The organism is Duganella sp. Root198D2 (genome assembly GCF_001428585.1).
GTDB lineage: Bacteria > Pseudomonadota > Gammaproteobacteria > Burkholderiales > Burkholderiaceae_D > Rugamonas.
Map to the genome: position 1 here is coordinate 504,222 of NZ_LMIC01000001.1, position 24,770 is coordinate 528,991.

Below are 24,770 nucleotides of genomic sequence, written 5' to 3' on the forward strand. Positions count from 1 at the left end.
AATGATGAAGACAATTACCGCCATGCTGGCAATCGCTGCCGCCGCCGGCTCGGCAAATGCCTGCGCTCAAGCGGCAGATCCAGGCCGGACCGAGTTTTCTCCCGCCAAGGGAGTGCAGGCCGTATTGACCGTGAAGGGGCAGGAGGTGCAGCTCAATCTCGACGGCGAGGGCATGCAGGCGACTGAAACGATAGCCGTCGAAACCGAGAAGAAGCTGCGCATCAAGGTTGAAGATTACAACTTCGATGGTTACAAGGACTTCGCCATTTCCCACACCGATGACGGGATGGGAACGTATGAGATTTCGCAGGTCTACGTCTACTCGCCAAAGGAGAAGAAGTTTGTGGCGCTGGCGCCGCGCTGCGGTGATGAGTTTGTCAACCTGGCCGTCAACAAGGCCAAGAAAACGCTCACCAATTCCTACATCGTCGACAACAAGTATCGGACTTGCCAGGCCAAGTATTGAGCCTCGCTATTCCGACTCGAGCTTTTTCAGGATTGCGGCAGCATTCGTGTTGCCTGGATCCAGCTGCAGTGCGCGCTGGTAGGCGGTAAGGGCTTTGGCCTGGTCGCCAAGGCCCAGGTGCAGTTCTCCCATCGAATCGTACAGGTTGCCGTCTTGCGGGAACAGCTCGATTGCGCGTTGCAGGATCGCGATGCCGATGGCAGGGCGGCCCGCTTCGGCATACTGGTAGGCGAGCCGATTCAGGCCGTCGCCATTCTGGGGTTTGCCGCTTTGCTTCAGCAAGGCGCCGAAGCGCGCTAAAGCGGCGTCCGCATCTGCGCCGGTGCGGCGGATTTCTTCCGCCAGCAAGTCATGCAGGGCCGGTTTGGGCTGTGCCACGGCTTGCCCATACAGCGCGTCGGTGAAATCGCGGCGCATCTGGTAAATCTCCGGCCCCTTATTGCCATTGCCTTCGTTGAGCAGGATGACGACCAGCTTGCCGTCTTCCGGGTAGCGTGTGACCAGCGTGCGGAAGCCGTTACCGTTGCCGCCATGCTCGTGCACCAGGCGCGGTTTGCCGGCAATGGTGCGCGTCCCAACCAGCCAACCGTAACCGTAACCCAGGTCTCCCCACACATCGTCCTTGATGTAGGCGGTGAACATCCTGCGTTTCGATTCTGGCCTGAGCAGGGTGTCGCCGGCCAGTGCGCGATCAAGCTTGAAAAAGTCGCCGGTGGTGCTGGCTACGCCGCCGCCGGCGCCGATATTGGGTATCCAGAGCGGGTCGGCAGGGCGATACTCGCCGAGCGCCCGCACATAGCCGGAAGCCTTGCGTGGAATGATGCGGTCCGGCGCGTCATAAGCAGTGCGCTGCATGCCGGCCGGGCGCAGGATCATGCTGTCCAGGGCTTCGCTGTAGGTCTTGCCGGTCTGCTTTTCTATCACCCAGCCGAGCAGCGTGTAGCTGGAACTGCTGTAGTGGCCCTGGCTGCCCGGTTCGAATTCCAATGGGTGGTTCATGATGGCGAGGAAGTCGGCCCTGGACACTTTTTCGCCAAGTCGCTTAGCCCAGAAACCCGGGTAGTTCGCGTAGTCGACGATGCCGGAAGTATGGTTCAGCAATTGGTGCAGGGTGACGCGATTGCCAATTTCGGGACGCAGTTCCGGCACGTATTTTCCGATCGGATCTTCCAGCCGCAGCTTGCCTTGCTCGGCCAGTTGCAAGATCAGCGTGGCGGTGAATTGCTTGGTCAGGGAGGCAATGCGGAAGGCGCTGTCCGTGGTGTGCGGGATCTGCCATTCGCGGTTGGCGAGGCCAAAGGCGCGGTGGTAGACCACCTTGCCGTGGTCGGCGACCAATACCGATCCATCCAGCTGGCCGAGGGCGTGATAGCGGGCGGCGAGGCGGTCAATGTCAGCGCTGCGGTCGGCTTTCGCGGGCAGGGCGGCCAGCAGGAAGAGGGTGATCCAGATTTTTCTCATTCGGCAACAATAACACAGTGCAAAGTTTGTTTGCTTTTTGAATATTGGTCCGGCCAAAACAAAGGCGGTAAGTCCGAATGTTGTATTTTGGTCCGGCCAATTGACGATCAATTGAATTAAATGCATCCTGTGCGCTCCTCAAACCAGAAAGCGAAGGAGACAAGCGCATGAAAGTTACACAGCTCAAGGTAGTCTTCCTGGCGGCCGCAGTCGCGGCAGCCACATCTGCAGTTGCAGGGCCGATTGGATATGGCGCCGCCACGACTGGCGGCGGGAGTAAGTCGCCGGTCAATGTCGCCACGCTGGCCGAAGCCCAGGCGAAAATCAACGCCTATACCGATAATTCGGGCCTGGTCCTGCGGTACACCGGCAAATTCGATTACAACACCATCACCGACGTGTGCGCGCAGTGGCAAAAACCGGCGCAGACGCTGGAAATCAAGAACAAGAGCAACATCACGCTCATCGGCGCCAGCGATTCGAGCGCCAACTTCGGCATCCACATTGCAGGCAATGCGCACAACGTGATCGTGCAGAACATGATGATCGGCCTGCTGCAGGGCGGGGAGGCGGCTGATTCGATTTCGATCGAAGGCATGTCCTCCGGCCAGCCAAGCAATATCTGGATCGACCACAACACCATCTTCGCGTCGCTGACTTCCTGCCCTGGCGCAGGCGATGCGTCGTTCGACGGCGGCATCGACATGAAGAAGGGGGCGCACCACATCACGGTGTCTTACAACCACGTGTACAACTACCAGAAGGTGGCGCTGAACGGCTACAGCGACAGCGATACGGCTAATGCGAATGCCCGCACCACCTACCATAACAATCGCTTTGAGCACGTTAAATCGCGCCTGCCGCTGCAGCGCTTCGGCATGACGCACATCTTCAATAACTATTTCAATGATGTGCAAACGTCCGGCATCAATGTGCGCATGGATGGCATTTCGCTGATTGAGGCGAACTATTTCGAGAACGTCAAAAATCCGGTCACTTCGCGTGACAGCAGCCGTATCGGATATTGGGAGTTGCGCGACAACTATGTGGGCAGCGGCATTACCTGGGATTCCCCGAGCGGTGCAGTCAATGCCACCAGCTGGGGCAGTACCCAGTCGTATGGCCCGACCGGCTATTCCTATACCCCGCTTGCCGGGGCCAACGTGAAAGCCAAGGCAATTGCCACTGCCGGGGCGCGTACCAACCTGGCCCAGTAAAACAGGTGCCGCCGCACGTTGCGGCGGCAACTTTTTTGCTTTTGGGGTGGAATCAGTTATTCTTCAAGTTATCTATTAGATTTAATCCGGAGCATTTGAAGAATGATTACAAAAGAAGAACGGGTGGTGTACGGTACCGAGGACCTGCTGACTACCCTGTGCTCATCGGTCACCCGCGTCCTGAACCTGGCTTCGCAAAGCCGGATTACCTACTCGGCCATGGTGCAGCGTATCACCAAGGTCGGCCTGAAACCTGATATCGGCTGCTTCGTATTGTTCGATGGCGGCTTTACCGGCCTGGTCGTGCTGAACTTCTCGGCCGAGGCGGCGATGGAGATTTACGAGCGCTACATGCTCAGCATGGGAATGCCGAAGTCGGAGCTGGCCAGTTCCTTCACTTCTGACGAAGTGGCGAACATCATGGGCGAGCTGATGAACCAGATCGTCGGCGACTTCACCGGCAAGGTGCGCGGCGAGCTGCATACCAACATTACCCAGAACCAGCCGAAGATGCTGGTGCTGAACAAGCAGGTGACGCTGAGCGTGGATACGCCGCTGGACCGTCCGGAAATGCGCCGCGTCTCCTTCTTCACCGAGCGTAACAATATCTTCTACCTCGAGTTGGCCATTGACCGTACCGAGTTTATTAAGCTGCACGACTTCGAGAAGACCGAAGTCGAAGATCCGGATACACTGCTGGAACGCGAACAGGCTGCGCAAGCGGCTGCCGCACCTGCTGCGGCTGCTGCCGTCGCGGCAGATGATGCAGACGAACTTTTGAAGTCGCTCGGCATGTGATTTAAAATAGGCTTTGCAAAAGCCGTAACGGCAGTTATAATATTGCCTCTTTTCCCTGATAGCTCAGTCGGTAGAGCGACGGACTGTTAATCCGCAGGTCCCTGGTTCGAGTCCAGGTCGGGGAGCCAGAATTCAGAGAAGCCAGCCTTAACCGGTTGGGCTTTTTGCTTTGCGGCGTCGTTGAGTGGGGCGGGCACTAAGATCAGGTCCAAAGCGCCTTCGCATGGCGTGGGCCGTCAGCAGAACGAACCCGATCGCCAGCGAAGTCTAAACTTACCTTCTGCTACAGCTTCGGCACTGGTGCCTTTCTATGCGCTTCGATTTCCTCGGCTTCTTTGCGCTTCATGGTTGCATGTGCTGCTAACAACTCGGGTTCACTGGTCGCGAAGTCGGTGATCATCACTTCAATGCTTAGGTATTCCTTCCCGTTGTTGTTGGAATCACCGAGCGCGACACTGACAGCAACCCGGCAGTTCTGGAAGCGCGGGGTGCCAAGCGATCCGGTGAGATTGACATTGCCGCGCGCCTTGCACTCGTCCAGATCCGAATTCTTGCTTCCGTACGCATAGCCTGGCCGGTAAGCGACCCAGTTCATGTCACCCGAATACTGGCTGGTCGGTGCGCCATATTTTTCCGTCAGCGCCTTTTTGATTTCCTCGCTCACCACAGGATTGTTGAAACGTTCCTTGCGCCGGATGGACAGCACCTTGCCCGATTGCGGACCATAGCGTACATCGATCATCGGGTCGGACTAATATGGCGAATTCTGCCCCGATTTTTTTATGTACATTGTGCTCAACAAGATTCCCGGGAGATGATTACCGAGTAAATGATTGTGGGTTCCGTCCAGCTTGTATCCCTGGCTGGTCAGCACTTTGTCGACCTGCTGACGGGTGTCGCCGATTTTCACGCCCATCGTTTCCAGCACTTTGGGAACGGCATAATTGCCGGGTTGGCCAGGTTCGAGCATCGCCTGGTTGGCGTTGTTGCCGTTGTCCGGGGTGGACGTGGACGCCTGCTGCTGCGAACCAGCTTTGACGCCGTCCTTGACGAGCTGTTTCAGATCGATGCCGGCGGCTTGGGATGCCAGCGGGGCCGCCAGCGCAATGGTGGCGAAGAGTAGCGACGCGGGTGTCTTCATATTTACGGCCTCAGGTTGGAGAAATCACAATGAATTACAACACGAAATTAATAATTTTGCAATTTTCCAGAAGGCCTTGAGGGATCACCGAACTGTTAATCCGCAGGTCCCTGGTTCGAGTCCGGGTCGGGGAGCCAGAGCACAGAAAAGCCTTTTATCGACGCTCGGATTCGAGGGTGATCTACAGCTTGTTGCCGGGCAATTGAGTTGCGGCGGCGCTTCGCCCGCCGGCTGGCCTGAAAAAGCAGTAAAATACCGCGGTACTGAAAGCCCAACCATTCGGTTGGGCTTTTTGCTTTGCGCGGGAGGATGTCATGGCAAAAAAGAAAGAGGAGCTCGATCCGGAAACCCTGGAACTGATCCAGTGGTGTATCGAGGTGGAAGGATTCCTGGTCAAAGGCGGCGCCACGGTGGAGCAGGCCCAAGACCATATCGAAGAACAAGTTGAATGGTTCACCGACCTGTTCTATGACGGACTGACGCCGGAAGAGGCGGCAAAGGAAGCGCTGGCCTGAACCGGACAGGCGCTGAAAAAAAAAGGCTTTGCGATCGCTCGCAAAGCCTTTTTGCTTTGTGCCGCCCGTGAGGGCGGCAGCACCTTCAATTAGAAGCGGTAGGTTGCGCTTACGTTGAAGTAACGGCCCTGATTGCTGTGCAGCTGCTCGGAGTAGCCGCCCAGCGGGTAGAAGCTGGTGGTGTCGATACCCGAGTTCGGAACGTATGGCGCCTTTTCGTCGAACAGGTTCTTGATGTTCACCGACAGGGTCAGGTTCTGGATACCGGTGTAGGTGTAGCCCAGGCCGACGGTAGTCCAGCTGTTGATCTGGCATTTCGGGAAGTAGGCTTCATACAGCGGCACGTTCGGGTCGCGGTTCGGCGCTGCATCGGTCGGCTTCTTGGTACCGTAGTGGCAGAACGGCGCAGCGTACGTGGTATCTGCGTCGTACTGGCGCATCAGCGAGATTGGACCGACGTACTGGATCGAAGCGTTGACCGAGTGAACATCAGCGAAGCGCCAGGTGGTCGACAGGTAGCCTTTGAAGCGCGGCACGCGGGTGTTGTTGCTCAGGTTCCAGTCCCACAGGCCTGGGTCCTTGCCAACCACATTGTGCTCGATGTCGCCTGCATTCTGGGCGATCTTGTACGAGTGCGTGTAGGTACCGGAGAACTTGGTCAGCAGGTTGCCCCACGAGCCGAGCTTGTTGGTGATGGTCGCGTCGAAGTCGATACCTTTGATATCTTTCGCGCCCTGGTTCAGCCATGGCTCTTTGACCATCAGCAGCGGGCCGGTACCCGGGATCGGGTTGCCGTTGGCGTCAGTCACAAAGTTAACCGGGTTGGTGTCACGTACGATGTTGTCCGGATTGCGATCTTCGTGCTTCAGGGCTTCGGACGCGGAGCCCAGGATCACTTCGCCTTCCTTGCGGATGCGGAAGTAGTCGATGGTGATGCCGACGTTGGACAGCGGAGCCAGGATCAGGCCCAGGGTGTAAGACTTGGATTTCTCTGGCTTCAGGTCCGGATTGAAACCACCGGTGCCGGCTGCGGATTTGCCGCAATCGAGTGGGGTTGCATTTGGTTTCGGGGTTTTCTCGTCGACTTCGCAGCGCTTCGGATCAAACAGGTTACGCAGGAAGAACTGCGAACCGCCCGGGGTGACCTGGTTCAGCGCAGGAGCGCGGAAGCCACGGCTGTATGCACCGCGTACGGCGAATTGTTCGACCGGGGTCCACTTGATGCCGAACTGCGGCACGCGGCTGGTTTCCAGTTTCTCGAACTTGTCGATACGGCCGGCAGCGCTCAATTCCAGCGTTTTCAGCACAGGTGCACGGAATTCCGTATAGAACGATTTGACGTCGCGCTGGCCGTGCAGCACAGTGTTGGACAGGCCCAGGATGTTGCCGGTTGCCAGCAGTTCATCCGGATTCAGGTCCATCTTCTCCTTGCGGTATTCGCCGCCGAGCGCCACAGCCATTTTGCCGCCAGGCAGTTCCGGGCCGAATTCGCGGTTGGCGCGCAGGTCGATCTGGGTGAAGGACGAGGAGTTGTTGGAGGTTACGTCACGGCTCAGGGTTGGGTCGGCCGCCAGTTGCGCCAGGGTGGTGCCGGTGTTCAGCTTGCGCAGGGTTGGCAGGTACAGTTGGCCCAGGGAGGTGTCCTTGCGGCGGGCTTCGTTCCACAGCAATGCGGATTCGATGTCCCAACCCATGGCCGAACCACGTACGCCGGCCAGGGCGCGCAGGTAGTCATTGCGGTTGTTGTTACCGGCTGGCAGGTTTTCAAAGCGATAACCCACCGAAGCGCGAGCGTTCGGGAATGGATTGTCCGGATGGCCGATTTCCAGGATTGCCTGGAATGGGTCGGTGGTGCCAATCTGGGTGAAGTTGGTGGTCTGGGACTGGCCCAGGACACGCGGACCGCTGGTGCCGGTATAGGTACGCTCGGAGCGGCTGAAGGCTACCTCAGCGAATGCGGACCAGTTGTCGTTGATGCGGATTTCGCCGCGGCTCATCAGGTTGGTGTCTTTGCCGGCCGACTGTGCTTCCAGGTATTTCAGCAGGTCGTAGTTACAGAACTTGCGGTTCATGAACACGGAGGTGCTAGGCAGCCCCGTGGCAGGAGTGCCAGTGATCTGCTGGGAAGGATCGCAGTTCAGCGTAATATTCAGGCGCTGGTCGCGGTTGGCCTGGGTCACGCCGAAGTTCTTCGAGCCCGGTGCGGATTCGCGATAGAACACTGGAGAAGCCGAAACAGTGCTGCCGAACTGGGTGGCGTAGCGGTTGTTCAGGGTCCGGTAGGTGTCCCATTCGATGTCGCGTGCTTCGTCGCGGCGGGTGCGGTCGCGGTGCGCTACGTCCAGGGTGGCGAAGATGTTGTAGCCGTCGGTGGCCAGGTCGCCTTTACCGACGACCAGGTTCATACCCTGGCGGCCGAACTTGCCGTCGTCATTGACGCCGGCGCGGGCGGAGACTTCCACGCCCTGGTAATTGGTCTTGGTGATGAAGTTGATAACGCCTGCAACGGCGTCGGAGCCGTAAATTGCCGATGCGCCTTCCTTCAGGATTTCCACGCGTTCCAGCGCCGAGACCGGGATGCTGTTCAAGTCGTACAGCGACGAGTTACCGTCGTTCGGGTCGGCGTAAGCGCCGATCACGACGCGGCGGCCATTCAGCAGCACCAAGGTCGAGGTCGAGCTCAGGTTGCGCAGCGAAACAGTCGCCGCGCCGCGCGAGAAGCCGCCGTCGGTCACGTCGAAGTTGTTGTCGGAGCCCACCGCTGGGATGGTTTTCATCAGTTCCTGGACGGACTGCGCGCCAGTGTTCTTGATGTCTTGCGCGGTCAGGACTTGTACAACGTTGGTGCTTTCCTTGGCGGTACGCTTCAGGTTGGAGCCCGTGACGTACACGGTGGTCGGCGCTGGGCTGGCTGCTTGTTGCGCCAGTGCGTAGTCAGCACCGCCGAATGCCAGCAGTACAGCCAACGCGCCTTGTTTCAGTGCGAGTTGCTTGGTCAAAACATTTCTCCCTATCGGTTTTACTATTGATTACCAGTGGCTTGTTGCTATCACTTATTAGGTTGTGATATGGGCGCCACTATCGCACGAGGGTGTAATCTTTTGATAGGATTTAGTGTCAGATAAGCAATTATTTGTGTGGTAATAGTTGTTTTTCGGTCAAAGCGAAAGGTTTAATCGGTAGTTGCTTGCGAATTGTCAGGCCCGCAAACAGTGCCAGGAGGCGACTGTTGCGGGTTTGCGGACAAGCCGCGCCGTCAGGCGACGTGGTAGACCATGGAAGCACCGCCCACCGGCGTCCCTTGATCGTTGAGCTGGGCCACGTTGATCTGGTACTGGCTTCCTGGCGCGGAGGCGGCTGGGACGCTGGTCTGGAGCGCCAGCGGATACATCATGGCTGCGTCTTTTTCCATGGTGACCCTGACCACCGACTGGCGGATTTCGACATAACGCTTGCCATTGCGTAGCACCACGTCGCCGCCTTCCACAGCCACATTGCCGAGTGTGCGATGCGGCAGGCAGTCGAAGTGCGAGCCTTTCGCCAGCGTCAAAATGCCGCAACAGCAGGCGAAACGGGTCTTGACGCGGGTGTCTTGCAGGAAGACCAGGCCGCAGTCCTTTTTCATGTCTTCATCGCCGTGGGTCTGGCCCGGCACCGGGTCGACCTGGTTGTCGAAATCGATGGCAGGGAAGGCTGAACCATCTTCATCCAGCGATAGCGTGAGCGGCATGGTTTCTGGCAGGTGGCTGCGGTCGATCACCAGCGTCATGCGCGCTTCACGGTTGTAGCGGCTACCCGCCACGAAGGGGAAGGCTGCGCCGGCGCCGGCCAGCACGTCGATCACCGACAGGTTGCGCTGCGCGAGGTTGTTGCGGCGCGCGCTGATCGGGTCCCCGGTCAGCGGCGCGGTGGCAAAGGCGTAGTCGTTGTCGGAGTTGACGACGGCCAGCAGGCAAGGGTGCCATGGGTGGTTGGCCTGCCAGCCATACAGGTCTTCCGTTTGCGCCGCTTCGATGCGGAACTTGGCCATGACCGTGCCGCCGGCCGGTACGTTGGCAAAGCTGGTGGTGATCCCGGTGGGGCTGACGTGCATGGCGTCGACCTGGCTCCAGTCGGGCGGATAGACGAACTGCAGCCCGACGTACGGCGTAATGCGGGTGCTGACCGAAACATTGCGCGCGTCGCGGGCGCCCTTGTTGGTGACGCGCACGTAGATGTAGTTGGCCTGGCCGCGTTCCACGTTCTTCGATTGCAGCGGGTCGCTGGGTACAAAGACGTTGTCGTCGTTGATGCGCACCACGATGTCGGAGAAGTCCCAGAAATTGCCGCCGCTGAAAGGCTCGCTGCCGCTGTCGGACGGGGCATCCTTGATCATCACATCCGCTTCATCGAGGGCGCGGAAGACGTTGATGCGGCCGTAGCCCATCTCCTGGTTCCAGCTGCCGTTCGACTTGCCTGCAGTGTCGGCATACGCCACGGCGCCAACTTTCTGTGCGGTGCGTTCGATGTGGCCGCGCACCTGCATATTGTCCAGGGTCGGGTAGACGCTGCGGATCAGGGCCGCCAGGCCGGCCACATGCGGCGTGGCGGAGGAGGTGCCGTTGAATACCAGGTCATAGTCGGTGGCGTTGTACCCCGCCGCGCCCTGCCGGTCGGTGGTCGGGATGTGCACGCCGGGCGATACCACCGAGATCTGCGGGCCGAAGTTGGAGCCCCAGGGTTCGCCGTCCGGGCTGCCCGGCGTTTTGCGGTTGTCGACTTCGTCCGAGGCGCCGACGGCGATCACCAGCGGATTGGTGGCGGGATAGGTGATCGGACCATTGTAGTTGTGGGTGGCAACGCACATCACCAGGTCGTTATTGAAGGCGCTCTGGATGGCGGGATCGATGATGGCCGGGCTCCAGCCGTTCCAGCCGAAGCTCATGCTGATGATGCTGGCGCCATTGGCGGAGGCGTAGTTGATGCCGGCGGCGACTTCGACGTCGGTCCAGGCGTCAAAGGCGACCGGCAGGATCCGCGCATCGCCGGCGACGCCGGTGACGCCGGTACCGTTGTTGTAGGTGGCGGCCACGATGCCGGCGCAGGCGGTGCCGTGGTTGCCGGTAGGTGAACCGTCGCCGCTCATGGTGCCGAGGTTGATGCCGGGGGCGGCGAAGCGCAGGTCGGGGTGGGTCAGGTCGCAGCCTTCATCGAGCACGCAGACCACGGTGGTGGCGGCGCCGGTGGTGATGTCCCAGCCGGTGGTGCCGGGGCCGCCCGCTTCAATGCGCGTCATGTCCCACTGCTGCGGGAACAGCGTGTCGTTGGGAGCGATCGAGGTCGGCGTCAGCAGCGGCATGGTCTCGAACTGGAAGTCGGAAATCGGCGCGTTGGGAACCTGGCGCAGGCGTTCGCGCAGCTGGTAGGCGTTGATCTCCTTGATATTGCTGATCTGTAGATAATGGTGGCCATTCAGGTAGCGCGATTTTTCCACGACCTCCTGGATCGCCGGTTCGGCCGCGCCTTTAGCGCCCAGTCCTTCCGGCAGCTTGAAGCCTGCATCGCGCTGGCGCAGCTTGACCAGGGCTACGTGCGGCAGGGGCGCCATCAGGGCGCGGCGGCCGCGCTGGCCGGCCTGGCGGTAAACCGGTCCGATCCAGTCGATCCCCAGTTGGGCGCCGGCCTCTTCGATCCTGGCGAGGCGCCCGTCATCCAGCGGGCGGCGCGACTGCACGAAGTAGCGGGTCTTGGTATGGTTGACGCGTTCACCCGGCACCATGCCTTCATCCGCTTCGTCTTCCAGGAACAGGTCCACGCTGTGCAGGCATTGTTCGACGGCGCCACGCTCTTTCGGCTGTTTGAGTGCGACGAGAAGGCGGGTGGTATCGAGCGCCAGCGTGGCGCCCGAGGCATGGCTCATTTCTTGCGGAAAATTCTTCATGATGTCTCCTGGCGAGTTCGGGAATCCCCTTTTGTTGCGGGGATCAAACCAGTCTAAGAGGGCTATTTGATCGGGCTTTGACCTGCGTCTATCATGCGGCATATACCAACCGGAGACAGCCATGAAAAACTTCGCTTCTGTCGTTGCCGTGTTCGCCATCTTCGCTGCCCAGCCTGCTTTGGCGCTGGAGCAGTCCGCTGCCATCAAGGTCACCAGATTGCTGCAGTCGCCGTCCAGCTGGAATGGCGCGGCGCTGGCCTATCCGGGCGGACAGGCGGAAGTCACGGCGCTGCTGGTTGAAATCGCCCCTGGCGGCGAAACCGGCTGGCACCTGCATCCTGTGCCGTCGTTCGGCTACGTGCTGGAAGGCGAACTGGAAGTGAGCCTGAAAGACGGGACCGTCAAGCGGGTGGTGGCCGGACAGGCACTGGCCGAAGTGGTGAATACCTTGCATAACGGCCGCAATGTGGGCAAGGGGCCAGTCAAGCTGCTGGTGTTCTATGCGGGAGCTGTGGGTAGCACACTGACGGTCAAGGAATAGTGCTTGAAACTTATAGTGGGTATATAATGCGCGCTATTTTGCGGCGACAGACCGCAACCTGTGGGGAGAATAGGGGACATCCATCAAACCGCCCACAAGGAAAGAACATGATGAAGTTGTCCAAGATGCACGTGCTGGTGAGCCTGGCCACTGTGCAGATGGCCGCCATGGCCCAGGAAGCAGCCCAGGCCCCAGCCGGCCAAATGGAAGTAGTGACCGTTACCGCACAGCGCCGCGCCGAGAATATCCGCGACGTGCCGGTGTCCGTATCTTCGTTCAAGGCCGAAAAGCTGGACATCCTGCTGTCCGGCGGACAGGATATTCGCGTCCTGGCGGGCAAGACGCCGTCGCTGAACGTCGAATCGTCGACCGGCCGTGTATTCCCGCGCTTCTACATCCGCGGCTACGGTAACGCCGACTTCGCCGTGTTCGCCTCGCAGCCGGTTTCGCTGATTTACGACGACGTGGTGCAGGAAAACCCGATCCTGAAGGGTTACCCGATGTTCGACCTGGCCAACGTGGAAGTGCTGCGTGGCCCGCAAGGCACCCTGTTCGGCCGTAACACCCCGGCCGGCGTGGTCAAGTTCGAATCGGCCAAGCCAAGCCTGCGCGGCGTGGAAGGCTTCTACAACGTCTCCTACGCAAGCGATGCTACCGTCAACCTGGAAGCAGCCGCCAACGTGCCGCTGTCGAAAGAGTGGGCCCTGCGCGTATCGACTCTGCGCCAGCACCGCGACGACTTCGTCAGCAACACCTTCACCGGCCAGCCTGATGCGCTGGAAGGCTACAACGAGCACGCAGAGCGCGTGCAGGTGCTGTACCAGCCGAACGGCGTGTTCAATGCCCTGTTCAACGTGCACCAGCGCCAGACCACCGGCAGCTCGCGCCTGTTCCGCGCCAACATCATCAAGAAGGGTTCCAATACCTTCGTCGACGGCTTCGATCCTGAGCGCATCGCCATCAACGGCCGCGAAGACCAGGAACTGAAAACCCAGGGCGCCAATGTGCGCATGAGCTGGGACCTGGGCGCGCACAAGCTGTACTCGATCACTGGTTATGAAGCCGTGGCCCGCTACAACTCGCGCGGCGACATCGACGGCGGCAATCCAGGCGATGCACCTGCCGTGCCGTTCCAGGTTGCCACCGGCGCTTTCGTACCTGACATCAAGCAGTACTCGCAAGAGTTCCGCGTAGAGTCCAAGTACACCGGCCCGATGAACTGGCAGGCAGGCGTGTACTACTTCGACGAGAAGGCAGTGGCAGGCCAGGACAACTTCAACGTTGCCGGCACCCAGACTTCGCGCGTGAAATCGCAGCAGAAGAACGAAGCCTGGGCGCTGTTCGGCTCCGTGAACTATGCCGTGAACGACGCGTTCACCGTGCGCGGCGGCCTGCGCTACACTGAAGACAAGAAGGATTTCGACACCCTGGAAACCACCGGTACCACCCTGGTTGGTCCTAAGTCGGTTTCGGAGTCCAAGGACAAGTTCAACTGGGACCTGAGCGGTACCTATAAGCTGAACAACGACGTCAGCCTGTACGCACGCTACGCCACCGGCTTCCGCGCACCATCGATCGCTGCTGCTTCGACTTCGGTGCCGATCACCGTGGCTGACGCCGAAACCATCACGTCGATCGAAGCCGGTGTAAAAGCCGACCTGTGGAACCGCCGCGCACGCGCCTCCCTGAGCGTGTACGACTACGACGTCAAGAACCAGCAGCTGACCGTGGTCGGCGGCAACTCCAACGTCACCAAGCTGATCAACGCTGCCAAGACCAAGGGCCGCGGCATCGAAGGCGAGATCGAAGGCTTCATCACCAACGACTTCAAGATGTCCGCCAGCGCGTCGTACAACTTCACCGAGATCCGCGATCCTTCGCTGTCCCTGAACAAGTGCGCGCAGTGCACCGTGCTGGATCCGATCAATGCGTCCGGCCGCGTGCTCATCGACGGCAATGCGCTGCCACAGGCGCCGAAGTGGATCATCAACCTGAACGCCCGCTACAACTACCCGCTGGCCGAAGGCAACCTGTTCGTGGTGACCGACTGGTCCTACCGTTCGAAGGTGAACTTCTTCCTGTATGAAGCAGTTGAATTCACCGGCGCTCCGCTGACCGAAGGCGGCCTGCGCGTTGGCTACAACTGGGATGGCGGCAAGTACGAAGTCGCAGCCTTCGCACGCAACATTACCGACCAGCGCCGCATCACCGGCGCCATCGACTTCAACAACCTGACCGGCTTCATCAACGAGCCACGTCAGTTTGGCGTGCAGTTCAAAGGTTCGTTCTGATCCCGGGCTGAAGCCGCCGCATGAGTGTGCGGCTTCGCCATCGCAAGCGGCCTTCGGGCCGCTTTTTCATTTTTGGTGACAATTGAATATATTTCCATATGGAAATGTTTAGCATAATGCGTGTTTTGATTTTGAGAAGAGTCATCAAATGCGTTTGCTAACCCGCCTGCTATCCCTTGCCATATTGGGTGCTGCCAGTTTGACCTGCCGCGCTGCCCCTCCCATTACTACGTCCCAGCTGCCTCCGATTCCTTTCGGTCTGCCGTGCGCAGATGGCGTGGTCACTAAACATTGTGAGATACGAAGCATCATCAGCACTCGCGGCATGAGCGTGCATGAAAGCTGGCGCATGGATCGCTTCCAGGAACTGGACCAGCAACTGCAAGCGTTATGCGCGGCAGATTCGCGCTTGCCTGATGGGCAGCCAGAATTGCTGGTCTTCGTTTCGGCTTTTTATCCGATGTTCGACGCCTGGAGGGACTGGGATCGCGTGGGCGCAAAACTGAAAAAATGGCGTAGCGAATCGCCTGATTCGGCAGCGCAAGCAATCGTTGAGGTCATGTATTGGGATAGTTATGCCTGGTATGGACGCGGCGGCGGATACGCGAGCAGCGTTCCAGAGGCGGCATGGGAGTTGTTCCGCGAGCGATTGGCAAAGGCCTCGGCCCGCTTGGAAGAGAGCAAAGCGATGGCGGGCAACTGTCCGGTGTGGCACAGCTTGAATATTTCGACACTGATCAACAGCGGGGCGTCACGCACCAAGATCAACTCGGCCTACGCCGAGGCGGTGAAGGCGTTCCCGGCATCGCAGCAAGTGCATTTCGCGATGGGCCGCTCGATGGAGGTCAAGTGGGGCGCGAATCCTGGTGATTTCGAGCGCTTTGCGCGCCAGGCAGTCAAACTCTCGCAGCGTGAAGAGGGGGACGGGCTCTATGCACGCCTGTTCTGGTCCAGAGACTGCAATTGCGACGACGCGCTCTCTTTCGGACGGCCGGGCGATCCCGATTGGAAAACCATGAAGGCTGGCTTTGAGGACCTGTTGCAGCGTTATCCGGATCAGATCTACAACAAGAACAAGTTCGCTGCCTTTGCATGTCGTGCGAATGACCGCGCCACCTACGCAAAGTTAAGGCGAGAGCTGGGCGACAATATTGTCGAACATCTGTGGCCGGATTCATGGAAACCTGAAGTTTGCGACCGTGAGATGGCGAAAAGTCCCGCAGTTGCGCCTGCCCGCGAAAAAAAATTCCAGGGGACTAGGCAAACCTGAATTGGGTCGATATAATGCGGCCTCTTTTCCCTGATAGCTCAGTCGGTAGAGCGACGGACTGTTAATCCGCAGGTCCCTGGTTCGAGTCCAGGTCGGGGAGCCAGAATTTTAAAAGGCCATGTTTCACGACATGGCCTTTTTGCATTGGAGATTACAAATGGAATGGAAACCCAAGCGATGGGTGGCAGTCGTACTGTCGCTGTTTTCGAGCCCGCTTGGGCTACTCTATATCGGCAAGGTGCGGTGGGCTATCGGCTTCTCCATTCTTGTCTTGGCGTGCGCTGTAGTTGGCACCATCTTTCCTGGCCTTGCGGCGTTGATGTACGTGGCCACTGCGATGTCGCTGGTGCTGCCGGTATTCATGTTTTTCGTGGTTCGCCGCGTCGTGCTGCAGGTACGTCCATGGTATTCGCGGGCGAAAGGAATGCTGGCGATCGCTGCCGCTTTCGTGGTCCCGATCATGGCAGTTCGAATTTTCCTGTACGAGCCATTCCGCGTGCCGTCGGTCGCCATGGAGCCTACCTTGCCGCAAGGGGCAATCCTGTTGGCGAAAAAAGCCGGGTATGGGCATTACAGCGCCTATGGGCTCAATTTGGGGCGCGGCAGTTCTGCAAATCTGGCACACGGCGACCTGGTGGTTTTCGACTTCCCCCTGAAGCCGGCAACGACCTATGTCAAGCGCGTGATTGGCTTGCCGGGCGATATAGTTAAAGTGGAAGGCACGCAGGTAACGCTGAACGGTGTGCCTTCGCCCAATAAACAGCTTGATGACTCGGGCCTGGTCGAAGAGCAGTTGCAGGATGTGCGATATACGATTCTGGCACAAGGCGCGGGCTTTCCCTACTGGCAGGAACGTACTTTCCCCTCCAGGGACCAGTGCCACTTTACGGAAAACAGCATAGAGTGCCGCGTGCCCGATGGGCATTATTTCGTCCTCGGCGACAATCGCAATAACAGCGCCGACAGCCGGCTATGGGGATTCGTACCGGCAGACCATGTAGTCGGTAAGGTCGTCAAGGTGTTTTCCCCGTTCTGAATTGGAATGCGGATCTGTTGACTGTTAATCCGCAGGTCCTTGGTTCAAGTCCAGGTCGGGGAGCCAATACAATAAGAAGGCCAGCCTTCACAGCTTGGTTTTTTGCATTACGAGGAATGAAAATGGAAAACAACGAACAGCACTACATGATTCAACAGAACAAACTCAGTGAGCCGGAGAAGCCGCCGGTCTTTGCACGCGTCATGCGCAGCAAGGAGGGCGTGTTTGAGGGCGTCTCCTTCATCAAGAACAAGGAAAAGGCATCAATCCTGACGATGGCGCAGGCGCAGGAAGCCGTGGCATGGGCCGCCAGGAAAAAGTCTGGTGCGCACGAATACGCCACCAAGATTATCAGCGTTTGACCGTTCTCGGCTCGATGTCAGCGACGCTCGGTGCCGGAGCAACGCGAGCTTGTACTCTGCTTTAAGAATTGCCGCACCGGGAAGGGGTGTCGGCTTGGATTAGCTTGTGCCTCGCGTACGCACGACCTGCGTCCGACTGAGTGAATCATGCCACCACGTCTCACCCAATGAAAACGACATCGGCTCGAGTGGAATTAAGCGGCAAAACGTACGCAGCAGTGCGGTAGGTATAGATAGCGCTTGCCCTTCACTGGTCACAACGCGCGTGCCGGTCAAAAGCTTTCCTACCGTCCTGCCGAAAAGTACCTCAAGTGCAACGTAGTAGGCGACATAAAAAATTATGTAGACGCCCCACCACTTGACGCCATTTAGTTCCCCAAGCGCCTCCAGGCCATAGCACACACCGTATACGATCTCCAGAGCCAGAAACCCTATACGTATGGCGATCGTGTCGGCCACAAAAGTCCAAAAGCGGCGAGTGGCTGAAGCAGGTTCCCCAGAAACCCGCTCCCTCTGCGCTAGCGCGCTACCTGGGGCGTATGGATTTTGGTCAAAGGACAATTAAACTCTCCTAGGTAAGCTAACGTCGATATTGGCCGTTTGCGCGTCAAGCAGGACTCTAACCCATCTGACAGTCATTTTCAGACACTGTCTCAATTCTCAAGTGGTGCGCTGGGAGTGGCCAGTGCCGTGATGATGGTTTCATGTTTGGCGGAGCCTTTGCCACGCATCGTCTTTCCACAGCCTTTGCATGGCGCAGGCAAATGCTAGCGGCGTGTGCGCCAGAAACACTATCGGCAGCAGTTGGAAAGAGTCGATCGGAAATTTCGGGGCCGTTTTCATTTGAACGGAACAAGTACTAGAACTCGCGCCGGTGCCAAAAACAGTCGGGCAGCGGGGCCATGCCGATGCGCTGGTAAAAGGGCACTGCTTCCGGCACTGCGCTGAGTATGAGGCTGACGGTAGGCCCGAGATGGGTGCGCATTTCTTCGATCAGGCGTGCGCCGATACCTTGTCCTTGCGCCTCGTCGCTGACTGCAAGGTCGGACAGGTAGCAGGCAAACGAGAAGTCCGTTATCGCACGCGCGATACCGACAAGTTTCCCGTCCATGCGTGCCGTTAAAACCAGGTTGGCGTTTGCGAGCATGGCCTCCAGGCGTGCGGCGTCGTCCACCGGACGGCGCCGGCCCAGGCCTGATGTGACCAGAAGGTTGCGGAACTCGTCGACGCTGACGCCGGCTTCAACCGCGTAGGTGATGGCAGTGATATTCATGCGTTTAATTTTACCAAATTGATAACTGTTTCGTTCTTGTTAGGAGTGTGGGTTCATTGCAACCATGATGCCTAATGGCAGCACCTATAATGTTGCATTAGTTGAAATTAATGAGGATTCCAGGAATGTCCGCTGCCAAAGTTTTCTTCTCCGTCCTGCTGGCATTCGTGAGCGTGGGCGTACGGGCTGAAACTGCTCCAATCCGTAGCGTTGCCGTGCTTTCATTGGCCGGCAACAGCCTGGCCCTGCATGTGCAGCGCCATCAGGTTGGAAGCCGGACAGAGAGTTCACCGGTCGAAGTGCGACCGATGGAAGACCAGGTGTTTGACCAGGCCGCGATTATCGCGGCCCGCTCGTTGCTGCTTAAACTGCTGCCCAATGTAAAGCTGGATCTGATGACGACGCAGGACAAGGGCTTGTACGGTGCCCAGAACGAGTTGTTCGAGCATCCAGAGCAGCATGTGGAGGATCGCGATTACTTGAAAACCCTGTTGAAAGAGCAGGGAGTGAGCCATGCGATCGTCATCAGCAAATTCCGTAGCGTCGCTGCGATCAAGCTGCTCGACGCGACAGTGGGAAGCGGCGCACTTGAGGGCCTGGGCTTCTATGTAGACGACATGATCGATACCCTCAACCGCCGTGACGATACCCGGTCGCGCGGCATGGTTGCGCCTTTCGCTTATGTGCGCGTCCGCCTGTTGGAGGCGGACTCCCTGAACGTGATTGGCGAAGGTACCGCGAAGCAGTCTTTCATCTTGGCGCGCCCATCAGCCGATTCTTCCGGCATGGATACCTTCAACAAAATGACGGGGGCGGACAAAGTCAAGAATGTCCGTACGGCGCTTGAATACGCGATGGAAGCAATTCTGCCGGGTGTGCTGGCGCAGTAATCAGCAATGCTGCTCGAGCCACTCGCCGACCAGCGGCCACAGTACTTTTTCCTGGTGCGAGCGGAAGAAGCCGAAATGGCCGATGCGTTCCTGGTTGAATGCGCCGGGGCTGAGTACGCGGTAGTCAACTTTGGCGCTGGTGTATGCCTCATGCAGCATGCGCGAGCCTGATTCGCGCAGCAGTTCATCGTCGCTGAAGGTGAGGCCGAGAACAGGGAAGCTGGCGCTGGCATACGCTTCGCGTGCACCGGGTTCGCCGGTGAGCAGGTAGTCCGGCGTGAGGCACCAGCGGCGCCATTGCATCATTGCGCCGCGCGGAATGTCGCCGAGGATGCCGAGGCGCTTGCCGGGAAAATAACCGAGCAGCCTGCATAACAGTGGCGTCAGCACGTACCACAGCAGCGGTGCAGTACGCTGGATACGCGGCTGGTTGTGGCGCGTGGCGCCGCTGCCTACGGCGATGTTGATCAATCCCGCCACCTTGCCGATGGACGGCAGCAGTGGCGCTGTCTGGCCTCCCAGGCTGTGGCCAAGCAGGAATAGGGGAAGTGCGGCGTCCTGGTTTTGAGCGTGCTGCACGACGGACTCCAGGTCGAGCGCAATCCAGGTGGTGATGTCCGCCTTGCAGCGGCGCAGCGGGCCTTCGCGCGACTCGCCCATGCCGCGGTAGTCAAAAGTCCACACCCGGTACCCCAATCCCGCCAGGAATGCGGCGAAGGTGGCGTAGAAGCCTTGGGGAATCGCCATGCCGGGCGCGATTACTACTTGTGCGCGCGGCGCATGCGATGGATCATGGCGGTAGGCTGCCAGTTGCTGGCCGTCCTGGGTTTGCAGCGTGAGGCGGGTGGCGCTCATCGTTTCGGTGCTCCGTAAGAGGTGCCGGTATGGGCCGGGTTGGTGGCCAGCGTACGCCAGGCGGCGCTGCTCAATTCATCAATGGCATCCAGCGGATTGAAGCCAATACGCCCACCTAGCCAGTTGCGCGCCAATTCCTGCGAGGGACCGAGCAGCAGGGGACCATACAGTTCGATCGGCAAGCGGCGCAACACGCCCTGTTTGAACCAGGGTTTCAGTTTTTCGAATACTTCCTTGAAATGACCCGCGGTACGCTGGCGGATCGCATCGTCATGCTCGGCGCTGACGGCCTGGCGGCGTGCAAACAGGAAGCGCGCCATGTCGGGCTGTTCGACGATCCATTGCAGGTGGGTGCTGACGATGGCATGGATGGCGAATTCGGCGTTGCTGGCCTGGGCCACGTTGGTCTTGATCTGCTGCCAATAATTATCCAGTCCTTGTGTAAACAGGGCAGCTGCGATGCCTTCCTTGTTGCCGAAGTGGTGATAGATGCTCCCCACCGAAGCCTGGCTGCGCTGGCGGATGTCTTCTATCGACGCGGCCTCGATCCCTTTTTCGCAGAACACGGCGAGGGAGGCGGACAGGATGGCAGATTTTCGGTCGACTTGGGTCATGGCTAGAATACTGTTCTAGAATTTTATTCTAGTCAAGTTTCTTCGTTTCGGGTTAAGCTCATCGGCATGAAAAAGACTAGAGGCACCTCCCTTGGCACGCTGGTCCTGGTAACCGGCCTTGCCTTGAGTTCACAGGCGTGGGCAAGAAATGACTGTTCCGAGGGCTTTCTCAATCCGCAGAACGGCAATCCACACAACACCGCAAATGCCGCGCCGGTACCATTCCCGCTGAAGCAAGGCCTGGCGCTGGGCGAGGTGAGTTACAAGCTGCGCGACGATCCCAACACTTACACGCTCGAGCAGTACCTGGCGAAATTCTGTACCACTGGTTTCCTCGTGCTCAAAGAAGACCAGATCGTCTTCGAGCGCTACCTGCAGGGCCGCAAGCCAGGCGACAGCCTGTTGTCTGCCTCGATGTCGAAGACCATATTCGCCTTGCTGATGGGCATCGCGGTCAAGGAGGGCAAGCTGGCGCTGGATGAACACATTTCGGCGGTGCTGCCCGATTTCAAGGAGGGCGCCTTCGCCGACGACACGGTGGAAGACTTGCTACGCATGTCTTCCGGGGCGGCGCTGTTTAATTCCTTTGAGCCGGGCGCTGATTCGGATAACCGGGCGGTCAATCCGCTGATCTACCCGCGGCAGGATATACGCGAATATTTGGGCAGGAAAAAGGAGCGCGCCGCGGCGCCAGGGACAGTGTTCAAATACAACGGCGCACAAACCGCTCTGCTGGGCGCCGCCCTGGCCCAGCGCGTGGGTGGGAAGAACCTCACGAGCTACCTTCAAGAGAAGCTGTGGATTCCGATGGGGGCGGAAGCCAAAGGGTACTGGATCAAGAACTACCACGACGAAGAGGGCGTGCAAGGCCAGTTCGCAGCAACCCTGCACGATTTTGCGCGGCTCGGATATCTCGTGATGAACCAGGGCCGTGTCAATGGAAAAGAGGTGGTTCCCGCCGACTGGATTGCGAAGATGACCGAGCTGCGGACCGACAGGCCACAACCTTCGCATCCGCCATATTATGGTTTGCATATCTGGATACCGCAGGCTGCCGGGGGCCGGGCCATGTTCTGGGGTGTAAACGGCCAGAACATTTTTGTCGATCCGGTTGCGCGGGTCGTGATTGTCCATACCGGTAACGGGCCGCGCGCGGAGTTCGACGGCAACCGGCATTTGTTTGCATTGCGGGACGCGATTGCGCGCAGCTTAAGTGCGCCACGTTAAGGATCGCACCATGTTTTTCAGCCTGCTATTCCTGGCCCTGTTGATAATGCAGCCGGCTGTAGCAAGTCCCGCAAAGGCATCACAGCAGATTGTCTATCCACGACCGGAGTCCGAGCATGACAGCCGCTACCTGTACGATTGGGAGGTGCTGCGCACGGCGCTCGAAAAGACCCGCGCCAGGTTTGGTCCGTACGAGTTGCGCCAGGCCAGCCAATACATGTCGCCGGCGCGGGTAAGCGCCGAAGCAGCCGGTGCTGGCTCCATCAATCTTTTCGTGCGCGCCACATCGGCGCAATTGGAGCTGCAGTTTCGTCCGGTGCGCATTCCGGTTGACCGCGGCCTGATAGGCTATCGCTTGCTCTTGGTACGCCACGAAGACTTGCCCCGTTTTGCGGAGGTCGAATCCCTCGAGCAGTTGCGCCGCTTTAGCATTGGCCAGGGCAAGGGCTGGGTCGATGTGGGCATCTTGCAGGCCGGCGGATTCAAGGTGGTGGAGGGGAATAATTACGACGGTTTGTTCTCGATGCTGGAAGTCAAACGCTTTGATGCCCTGTCGCGCTCTGTCGATGAGGCTTTGAGCGAATACGATGGATGGCACAAGCGCTTCGGCTTTGAGGTGGAACCGGGAATCGCGCTTTACTACCCTCTGGCGCGCTACTTCTTTACGCGGCGCGATGCGGAAGGGGAGGCGCTGGCGACCCGGCTCGAGGCGGGACTGGAGGCGATGGTGCAGGACGGCTCGCTGCAAGCGCTGTTCATGGCGCACAAGGGGTCGCTGATCAAGCGCTCCGGCCTGGCGCGGCGCCGCCTGTTCCGCATTCCTAACCCCGACTTGCCGCCGCAAACGCCATTGGGGCGCAGCGAGCTGTGGTATCGGCCGCAGGAATTGGCGGGCAAGCGATAGGCACAATTGCAATAGCCGCGTTACACTGGCTGCCAAGGAGGAGGCGCCATGAAAGCTTGGATTCTGGCCGCTTTAGCGGCTATCACCCTGGCAGGTTGCAGCACCCCGCAGCACCATGAGCAACAGCACCAGCAACAGCCTTTCATTTGCCGCACGCTGGAATCCGGCCTTGGCCAGCCGCTGGTCGACAACCAGCAGGGCATCGGGCACCCGGTGCGCGACGACGCGGGCAAGGTGCTTGGCTATAGCAGCCAGTGCGCGATCAAGCCGCGCATCCAGTATTTCTACTTCACCGGTGCTGGCTTCAAACCGTTCGATATCGAGAATGGGTACAAGACGCCGCCGTCCGACATGAAGATGGTTGACGTAAACGGGGCGTCGCTTCCTTTTGTGGTGCGGGTGGAGGCCGGCACCATCAACCGCTTCATCTACACGATTGCGATGCTGGAGCGCGCGCCCTGGAATCGCAAGCTGGTCTACTGGATGCGCGGTGGCGTCGGCATCGGCCACCAGCAGGGGACGGCCCTGTGGCTCAACGGTGCGCTGAACGGCTCGGAGAAGCAGTTGATGCCGAAGCTGCTGGCGCAGGGCTATGCGATTGCCAATTCGTCCGGCAACGAGAGCGGGGTTCATTACAATATGCGGCTGGCCGAGGAAACGGCGGCGCAGACCAAAGCCTACTTCAGCGCAACCTACGGCAAGCCGGTGTATACCATCGGCATCGGCGGTTCGGGCGGGGCGGTGCAGCAGTATATGTTTGCGCAAAATCGTCCCGGCCTGATCGATGCGGGAATTCCGGTGCAGTCGTATCCGGACATGGTGACGCAATCGATTCCGATTTCCGATTGTCCTTTGCTTGGCCAGTACTTCCGCGAGGAGGTGGCGCGCGACCCGAACTCGCCCTGGGCGATCTGGAGCCGCCAGTCCCTGGTGCAGGGCATGAATGCCAGCGACACCGCGAAAAACCCCTTTACCGGCAAGCCCGGCACCACCGAGTGCATCAATGGCTGGCGCTTTGCGATGCCGACGGTGCTGAATCCGCAATTCCGCGACAGTAAATTCGACAAGGCGATTGCCTTCTATGGCTATGCGCCGCAAGCCTTCGCCAAGGTGAAGTGGACGCATTGGAACGACCTGGAAGAATTCTATGGCACGGATGCCGAAGGCTTCGCACCAATCCCGCTCGATAATGTGGGTGTTCAATATGGCCTTGCGGCGCTGGCCGCCGGGAAGCTGGATGCCGATGAATTCCTGCGGCTGAACGCCTGCGCCGGCAGCTGGAAGGAGCAGCGCGATTTCGTGCCGTACAAGCCGGACGACGATCCTTTCGACTCGGCCAATATGCATCGCAGCGCGACTTGCCGCGAGCCGGCCGGTACGCCGGCATTGCGGCGCAAGGGCGACCAAGGGGCAATACGTGCGGCATTCGAGTCAGGCCATGTATTCACCGGCAAGCGGCTTGGCATTCCTGTCATTGACCTGCGCCCGTATCGCGAGGCGGAACTGGACATGCACAATGCACGGCAGGCTTTCTCGGTCCGTGCACGGCTGCTGGCGGCCAACGCGGTGGAGGCAAAGCGCCAGGTTATCTGGTTTGCACAGCCGGATACCGATTTGCCGGGGCAGGTGATGAAGGCAGTGGAGGTGCTGGACAAATACCTCACCGCCGGCAGCGCGCCGGTGGAGTTTGCCGACCGCTGCGTGGACAGCGCCGGCAGTGTGCTCGCTTCCGGCCCCGATGCGTGGGGCGGCATCCTCGATGGCGTCAGGCCTGGCGCATGCACGCAGGCGTTCCCGATCCACAGCAGCCCGCGCATGGTGGCGGGCGAATCAATCCGGGGCGACACCTTCCAATGCAAGCTCAAGACACTGGAGAAGGCCTATACTGACGGAACTTACGGGCCTGCGGTGAGCTTCAATGATGCACAAAAGGCATGGTTGTCCCGCATTTTCCCGCAGGGCGTGTGCGATTACAATAGCGGGTTATGA

22 protein-coding genes and 3 tRNA genes are annotated in these 24,770 nt (G+C 59.2%); 16 read left to right on the forward strand and 9 right to left on the reverse strand.

Going from position 1 to position 24,770, the window contains the following annotated elements; genetic code table 11:
- Position 1 precedes the first annotated feature (1 nt).
- On the forward strand, positions 2–466 hold the full coding sequence (locus ASE26_RS02315; RefSeq protein ID WP_057245515.1) for a hypothetical protein: 465 nt from the start codon (positions 2–4) through the stop codon (positions 464–466).
- Positions 467–472: 6 nt separating this feature from the next.
- Here ASE26_RS02315 and ASE26_RS02320 read toward each other — a convergent pair whose 3' ends face one another.
- Positions 473–1,927, reverse strand: a complete 1,455-nt coding sequence (locus ASE26_RS02320; protein ID WP_055931695.1) for a serine hydrolase — start codon at positions 1,925–1,927, stop codon at positions 473–475.
- 167 nt (positions 1,928–2,094) lie between these two features.
- On the opposite strand from ASE26_RS02320, the gene ASE26_RS02325 reads away from it, so the two are divergent.
- From ASE26_RS02325 to ASE26_RS02335, 3 genes are all read left to right on the forward strand, one after another.
- Entirely contained in the window at positions 2,095–3,144 is a 1,050-nt protein-coding gene (locus ASE26_RS02325) for a polysaccharide lyase family 1 protein (RefSeq protein ID WP_057245516.1), read from the forward strand.
- Between the two features lie 102 nt (positions 3,145–3,246).
- The gene (locus ASE26_RS02330) at positions 3,247–3,942 is read left to right on the forward strand and encodes a DUF3334 family protein (protein WP_055931701.1); all 696 of its coding nucleotides are present in this window, start codon (positions 3,247–3,249) and stop codon (positions 3,940–3,942) included.
- 52 nt (positions 3,943–3,994) lie between these two features.
- A tRNA-Asn gene (locus ASE26_RS02335) sits at positions 3,995–4,070 on the forward strand.
- Between the two features lie 155 nt (positions 4,071–4,225).
- Here the strand turns inward: ASE26_RS02335 and ASE26_RS02340 are convergent.
- Complete coding sequence (locus ASE26_RS02340; RefSeq protein ID WP_057245517.1) at positions 4,226–4,684, reverse strand: hypothetical protein; 459 nt, start codon at positions 4,682–4,684, stop codon at positions 4,226–4,228.
- Positions 4,685–4,693: 9 nt separating this feature from the next.
- On the reverse strand, positions 4,694–5,083 hold the full coding sequence (locus tag ASE26_RS02345) for a hypothetical protein (protein ID WP_057245518.1): 390 nt from the start codon (positions 5,081–5,083) through the stop codon (positions 4,694–4,696).
- Positions 5,084–5,397: 314 nt separating this feature from the next.
- On the opposite strand from ASE26_RS02345, the gene ASE26_RS02350 reads away from it, so the two are divergent.
- On the forward strand, positions 5,398–5,598 hold the full coding sequence (locus ASE26_RS02350) for a hypothetical protein (RefSeq protein ID WP_028104412.1): 201 nt from the start codon (positions 5,398–5,400) through the stop codon (positions 5,596–5,598).
- Between the two features lie 89 nt (positions 5,599–5,687).
- On the opposite strand, the gene ASE26_RS02355 is transcribed toward ASE26_RS02350, so the two are convergent.
- Both ASE26_RS02355 and ASE26_RS02360 read right to left on the reverse strand, forming a co-directional pair.
- Positions 5,688–8,597: a TonB-dependent receptor domain-containing protein gene (locus ASE26_RS02355; protein WP_057245519.1), complete on the reverse strand. Its 2,910-nt coding sequence runs from the start codon at positions 8,595–8,597 to the stop codon at positions 5,688–5,690.
- Between the two features lie 257 nt (positions 8,598–8,854).
- Positions 8,855–11,518 carry a S8 family serine peptidase gene (locus tag ASE26_RS02360; protein WP_055935427.1) on the reverse strand — a complete coding sequence of 888 codons (2,664 nt, stop codon included), beginning with the start codon at positions 11,516–11,518 and terminating at the stop codon, positions 8,855–8,857.
- Positions 11,519–11,639: 121 nt separating this feature from the next.
- On the opposite strand from ASE26_RS02360, the gene ASE26_RS02365 reads away from it, so the two are divergent.
- The 7 genes from ASE26_RS02365 (at position 11,640) to ASE26_RS02390 (ending at position 17,018) form a co-directional block, all read left to right on the forward strand.
- On the forward strand, positions 11,640–12,059 hold the full coding sequence (locus ASE26_RS02365) for a cupin domain-containing protein (RefSeq protein ID WP_055935429.1): 420 nt from the start codon (positions 11,640–11,642) through the stop codon (positions 12,057–12,059).
- Positions 12,060–12,166: 107 nt separating this feature from the next.
- Positions 12,167–14,350 (forward strand): TonB-dependent receptor, encoded by a 2,184-nt coding sequence (locus tag ASE26_RS02370; protein WP_055935431.1) that lies wholly within the window; start codon positions 12,167–12,169, stop codon positions 14,348–14,350.
- A gap of 325 nt (positions 14,351–14,675) precedes the next feature.
- Complete coding sequence (locus tag ASE26_RS02375) at positions 14,676–15,620, forward strand: DUF4034 domain-containing protein (RefSeq protein ID WP_055935433.1); 945 nt, start codon at positions 14,676–14,678, stop codon at positions 15,618–15,620.
- 27 nt (positions 15,621–15,647) lie between these two features.
- Positions 15,648–15,723 (forward strand) — tRNA-Asn (locus ASE26_RS02380).
- A 54-nt stretch (positions 15,724–15,777) separates the two neighbouring features.
- A complete protein-coding gene (gene lepB / locus ASE26_RS02385) occupies positions 15,778–16,656 on the forward strand; it encodes a signal peptidase I (protein WP_057245520.1) in 879 nt (292 codons plus the stop codon).
- Positions 16,645–16,722: transfer RNA gene (locus ASE26_RS30410), tRNA-Leu, on the forward strand. The genes lepB and ASE26_RS30410 overlap by 12 nt, the downstream gene beginning before the upstream one ends.
- 56 nt (positions 16,723–16,778) lie before the next feature.
- The gene (locus tag ASE26_RS02390; protein ID WP_055936373.1) at positions 16,779–17,018 is read left to right on the forward strand and encodes a hypothetical protein; all 240 of its coding nucleotides are present in this window, start codon (positions 16,779–16,781) and stop codon (positions 17,016–17,018) included.
- A 99-nt stretch (positions 17,019–17,117) separates the two neighbouring features.
- On the opposite strand, the gene ASE26_RS32025 is transcribed toward ASE26_RS02390, so the two are convergent.
- Positions 17,118–17,579: an RDD family protein gene (locus ASE26_RS32025; RefSeq protein ID WP_055935436.1), complete on the reverse strand. Its 462-nt coding sequence runs from the start codon at positions 17,577–17,579 to the stop codon at positions 17,118–17,120.
- Between the two features lie 298 nt (positions 17,580–17,877).
- Positions 17,878–18,291, reverse strand: coding sequence for a GNAT family N-acetyltransferase (locus ASE26_RS02400; protein ID WP_057245522.1), 414 nt, complete (start codon positions 18,289–18,291; stop codon positions 17,878–17,880).
- Positions 18,292–18,416: 125 nt separating this feature from the next.
- Here ASE26_RS02400 and ASE26_RS02405 point away from each other — a divergent pair, with 125 nt between their 5' ends.
- Positions 18,417–19,181: a hypothetical protein gene (locus tag ASE26_RS02405; protein WP_057245523.1), complete on the forward strand. Its 765-nt coding sequence runs from the start codon at positions 18,417–18,419 to the stop codon at positions 19,179–19,181.
- Here the strand turns inward: ASE26_RS02405 and ASE26_RS02410 are convergent, their stop codons facing one another.
- Both ASE26_RS02410 and ASE26_RS02415 read right to left on the reverse strand, forming a co-directional pair.
- Positions 19,182–20,036, reverse strand: a complete 855-nt coding sequence (locus tag ASE26_RS02410) for an alpha/beta fold hydrolase (RefSeq protein WP_055935441.1) — start codon at positions 20,034–20,036, stop codon at positions 19,182–19,184. It abuts the gene before it with no gap.
- The gene (locus ASE26_RS02415) at positions 20,033–20,650 is read right to left on the reverse strand and encodes a TetR/AcrR family transcriptional regulator (RefSeq protein WP_057245524.1); all 618 of its coding nucleotides are present in this window, start codon (positions 20,648–20,650) and stop codon (positions 20,033–20,035) included. The genes ASE26_RS02410 and ASE26_RS02415 overlap by 4 nt, the downstream gene beginning before the upstream one ends.
- A gap of 66 nt (positions 20,651–20,716) precedes the next feature.
- Between ASE26_RS02415 and ASE26_RS02420 the strand changes: the two genes are divergently transcribed.
- Genes ASE26_RS02420 through ASE26_RS02430 form a run of 3 tightly spaced genes read left to right on the forward strand, consistent with a single transcriptional unit; the run spans position 20,717 to position 24,770 of the window.
- On the forward strand, positions 20,717–21,877 hold the full coding sequence (locus tag ASE26_RS02420) for a serine hydrolase (protein ID WP_057245525.1): 1,161 nt from the start codon (positions 20,717–20,719) through the stop codon (positions 21,875–21,877).
- A gap of 10 nt (positions 21,878–21,887) precedes the next feature.
- Entirely contained in the window at positions 21,888–22,781 is an 894-nt protein-coding gene (locus tag ASE26_RS02425) for an ABC transporter substrate-binding protein (RefSeq protein WP_057245526.1), read from the forward strand.
- Positions 22,782–22,829: 48 nt separating this feature from the next.
- On the forward strand, positions 22,830–24,770 hold the full coding sequence (locus ASE26_RS02430; RefSeq protein WP_057245527.1) for a DUF6351 family protein: 1,941 nt from the start codon (positions 22,830–22,832) through the stop codon (positions 24,768–24,770).

Excerpts from the sequence above, each read along its gene's own strand:
- ASE26_RS02315 (WP_057245515.1), top strand. The coding sequence starts at position 2 with ATGATGAAGACAATTACCGCCATGCTGGCAATCGCTGCCGCCGCCGGC.
- ASE26_RS02320 (WP_055931695.1), bottom strand. The coding sequence starts at position 1,927 with ATGAGAAAAATCTGGATCACCCTCTTCCTGCTGGCCGCCCTGCCCGCG.
- ASE26_RS02325 (WP_057245516.1), top strand. The coding sequence starts at position 2,095 with ATGAAAGTTACACAGCTCAAGGTAGTCTTCCTGGCGGCCGCAGTCGCG.
- ASE26_RS02330 (WP_055931701.1), top strand. The coding sequence starts at position 3,247 with ATGATTACAAAAGAAGAACGGGTGGTGTACGGTACCGAGGACCTGCTG.
- ASE26_RS02340 (WP_057245517.1), bottom strand. The coding sequence starts at position 4,684 with ATGATCGATGTACGCTATGGTCCGCAATCGGGCAAGGTGCTGTCCATC.
- ASE26_RS02345 (WP_057245518.1), bottom strand. The coding sequence starts at position 5,083 with ATGAAGACACCCGCGTCGCTACTCTTCGCCACCATTGCGCTGGCGGCC.
- ASE26_RS02350 (WP_028104412.1), top strand. The coding sequence starts at position 5,398 with ATGGCAAAAAAGAAAGAGGAGCTCGATCCGGAAACCCTGGAACTGATC.
- ASE26_RS02360 (WP_055935427.1), bottom strand. The coding sequence starts at position 11,518 with ATGAAGAATTTTCCGCAAGAAATGAGCCATGCCTCGGGCGCCACGCTG.
- ASE26_RS02365 (WP_055935429.1), top strand. The coding sequence starts at position 11,640 with ATGAAAAACTTCGCTTCTGTCGTTGCCGTGTTCGCCATCTTCGCTGCC.
- ASE26_RS02370 (WP_055935431.1), top strand. The coding sequence starts at position 12,167 with ATGATGAAGTTGTCCAAGATGCACGTGCTGGTGAGCCTGGCCACTGTG.
- ASE26_RS02375 (WP_055935433.1), top strand. The coding sequence starts at position 14,676 with ATGAGCGTGCATGAAAGCTGGCGCATGGATCGCTTCCAGGAACTGGAC.
- lepB (WP_057245520.1), top strand. The coding sequence starts at position 15,778 with ATGGAATGGAAACCCAAGCGATGGGTGGCAGTCGTACTGTCGCTGTTT.
- ASE26_RS02390 (WP_055936373.1), top strand. The coding sequence starts at position 16,779 with ATGGAAAACAACGAACAGCACTACATGATTCAACAGAACAAACTCAGT.
- ASE26_RS02400 (WP_057245522.1), bottom strand. The coding sequence starts at position 18,291 with ATGAATATCACTGCCATCACCTACGCGGTTGAAGCCGGCGTCAGCGTC.
- ASE26_RS02405 (WP_057245523.1), top strand. The coding sequence starts at position 18,417 with ATGTCCGCTGCCAAAGTTTTCTTCTCCGTCCTGCTGGCATTCGTGAGC.
- ASE26_RS02410 (WP_055935441.1), bottom strand. The coding sequence starts at position 20,036 with ATGAGCGCCACCCGCCTCACGCTGCAAACCCAGGACGGCCAGCAACTG.
- ASE26_RS02415 (WP_057245524.1), bottom strand. The coding sequence starts at position 20,650 with ATGACCCAAGTCGACCGAAAATCTGCCATCCTGTCCGCCTCCCTCGCC.
- ASE26_RS02420 (WP_057245525.1), top strand. The coding sequence starts at position 20,717 with ATGAAAAAGACTAGAGGCACCTCCCTTGGCACGCTGGTCCTGGTAACC.
- ASE26_RS02425 (WP_057245526.1), top strand. The coding sequence starts at position 21,888 with ATGTTTTTCAGCCTGCTATTCCTGGCCCTGTTGATAATGCAGCCGGCT.
- ASE26_RS02430 (WP_057245527.1), top strand. The coding sequence starts at position 22,830 with ATGAAAGCTTGGATTCTGGCCGCTTTAGCGGCTATCACCCTGGCAGGT.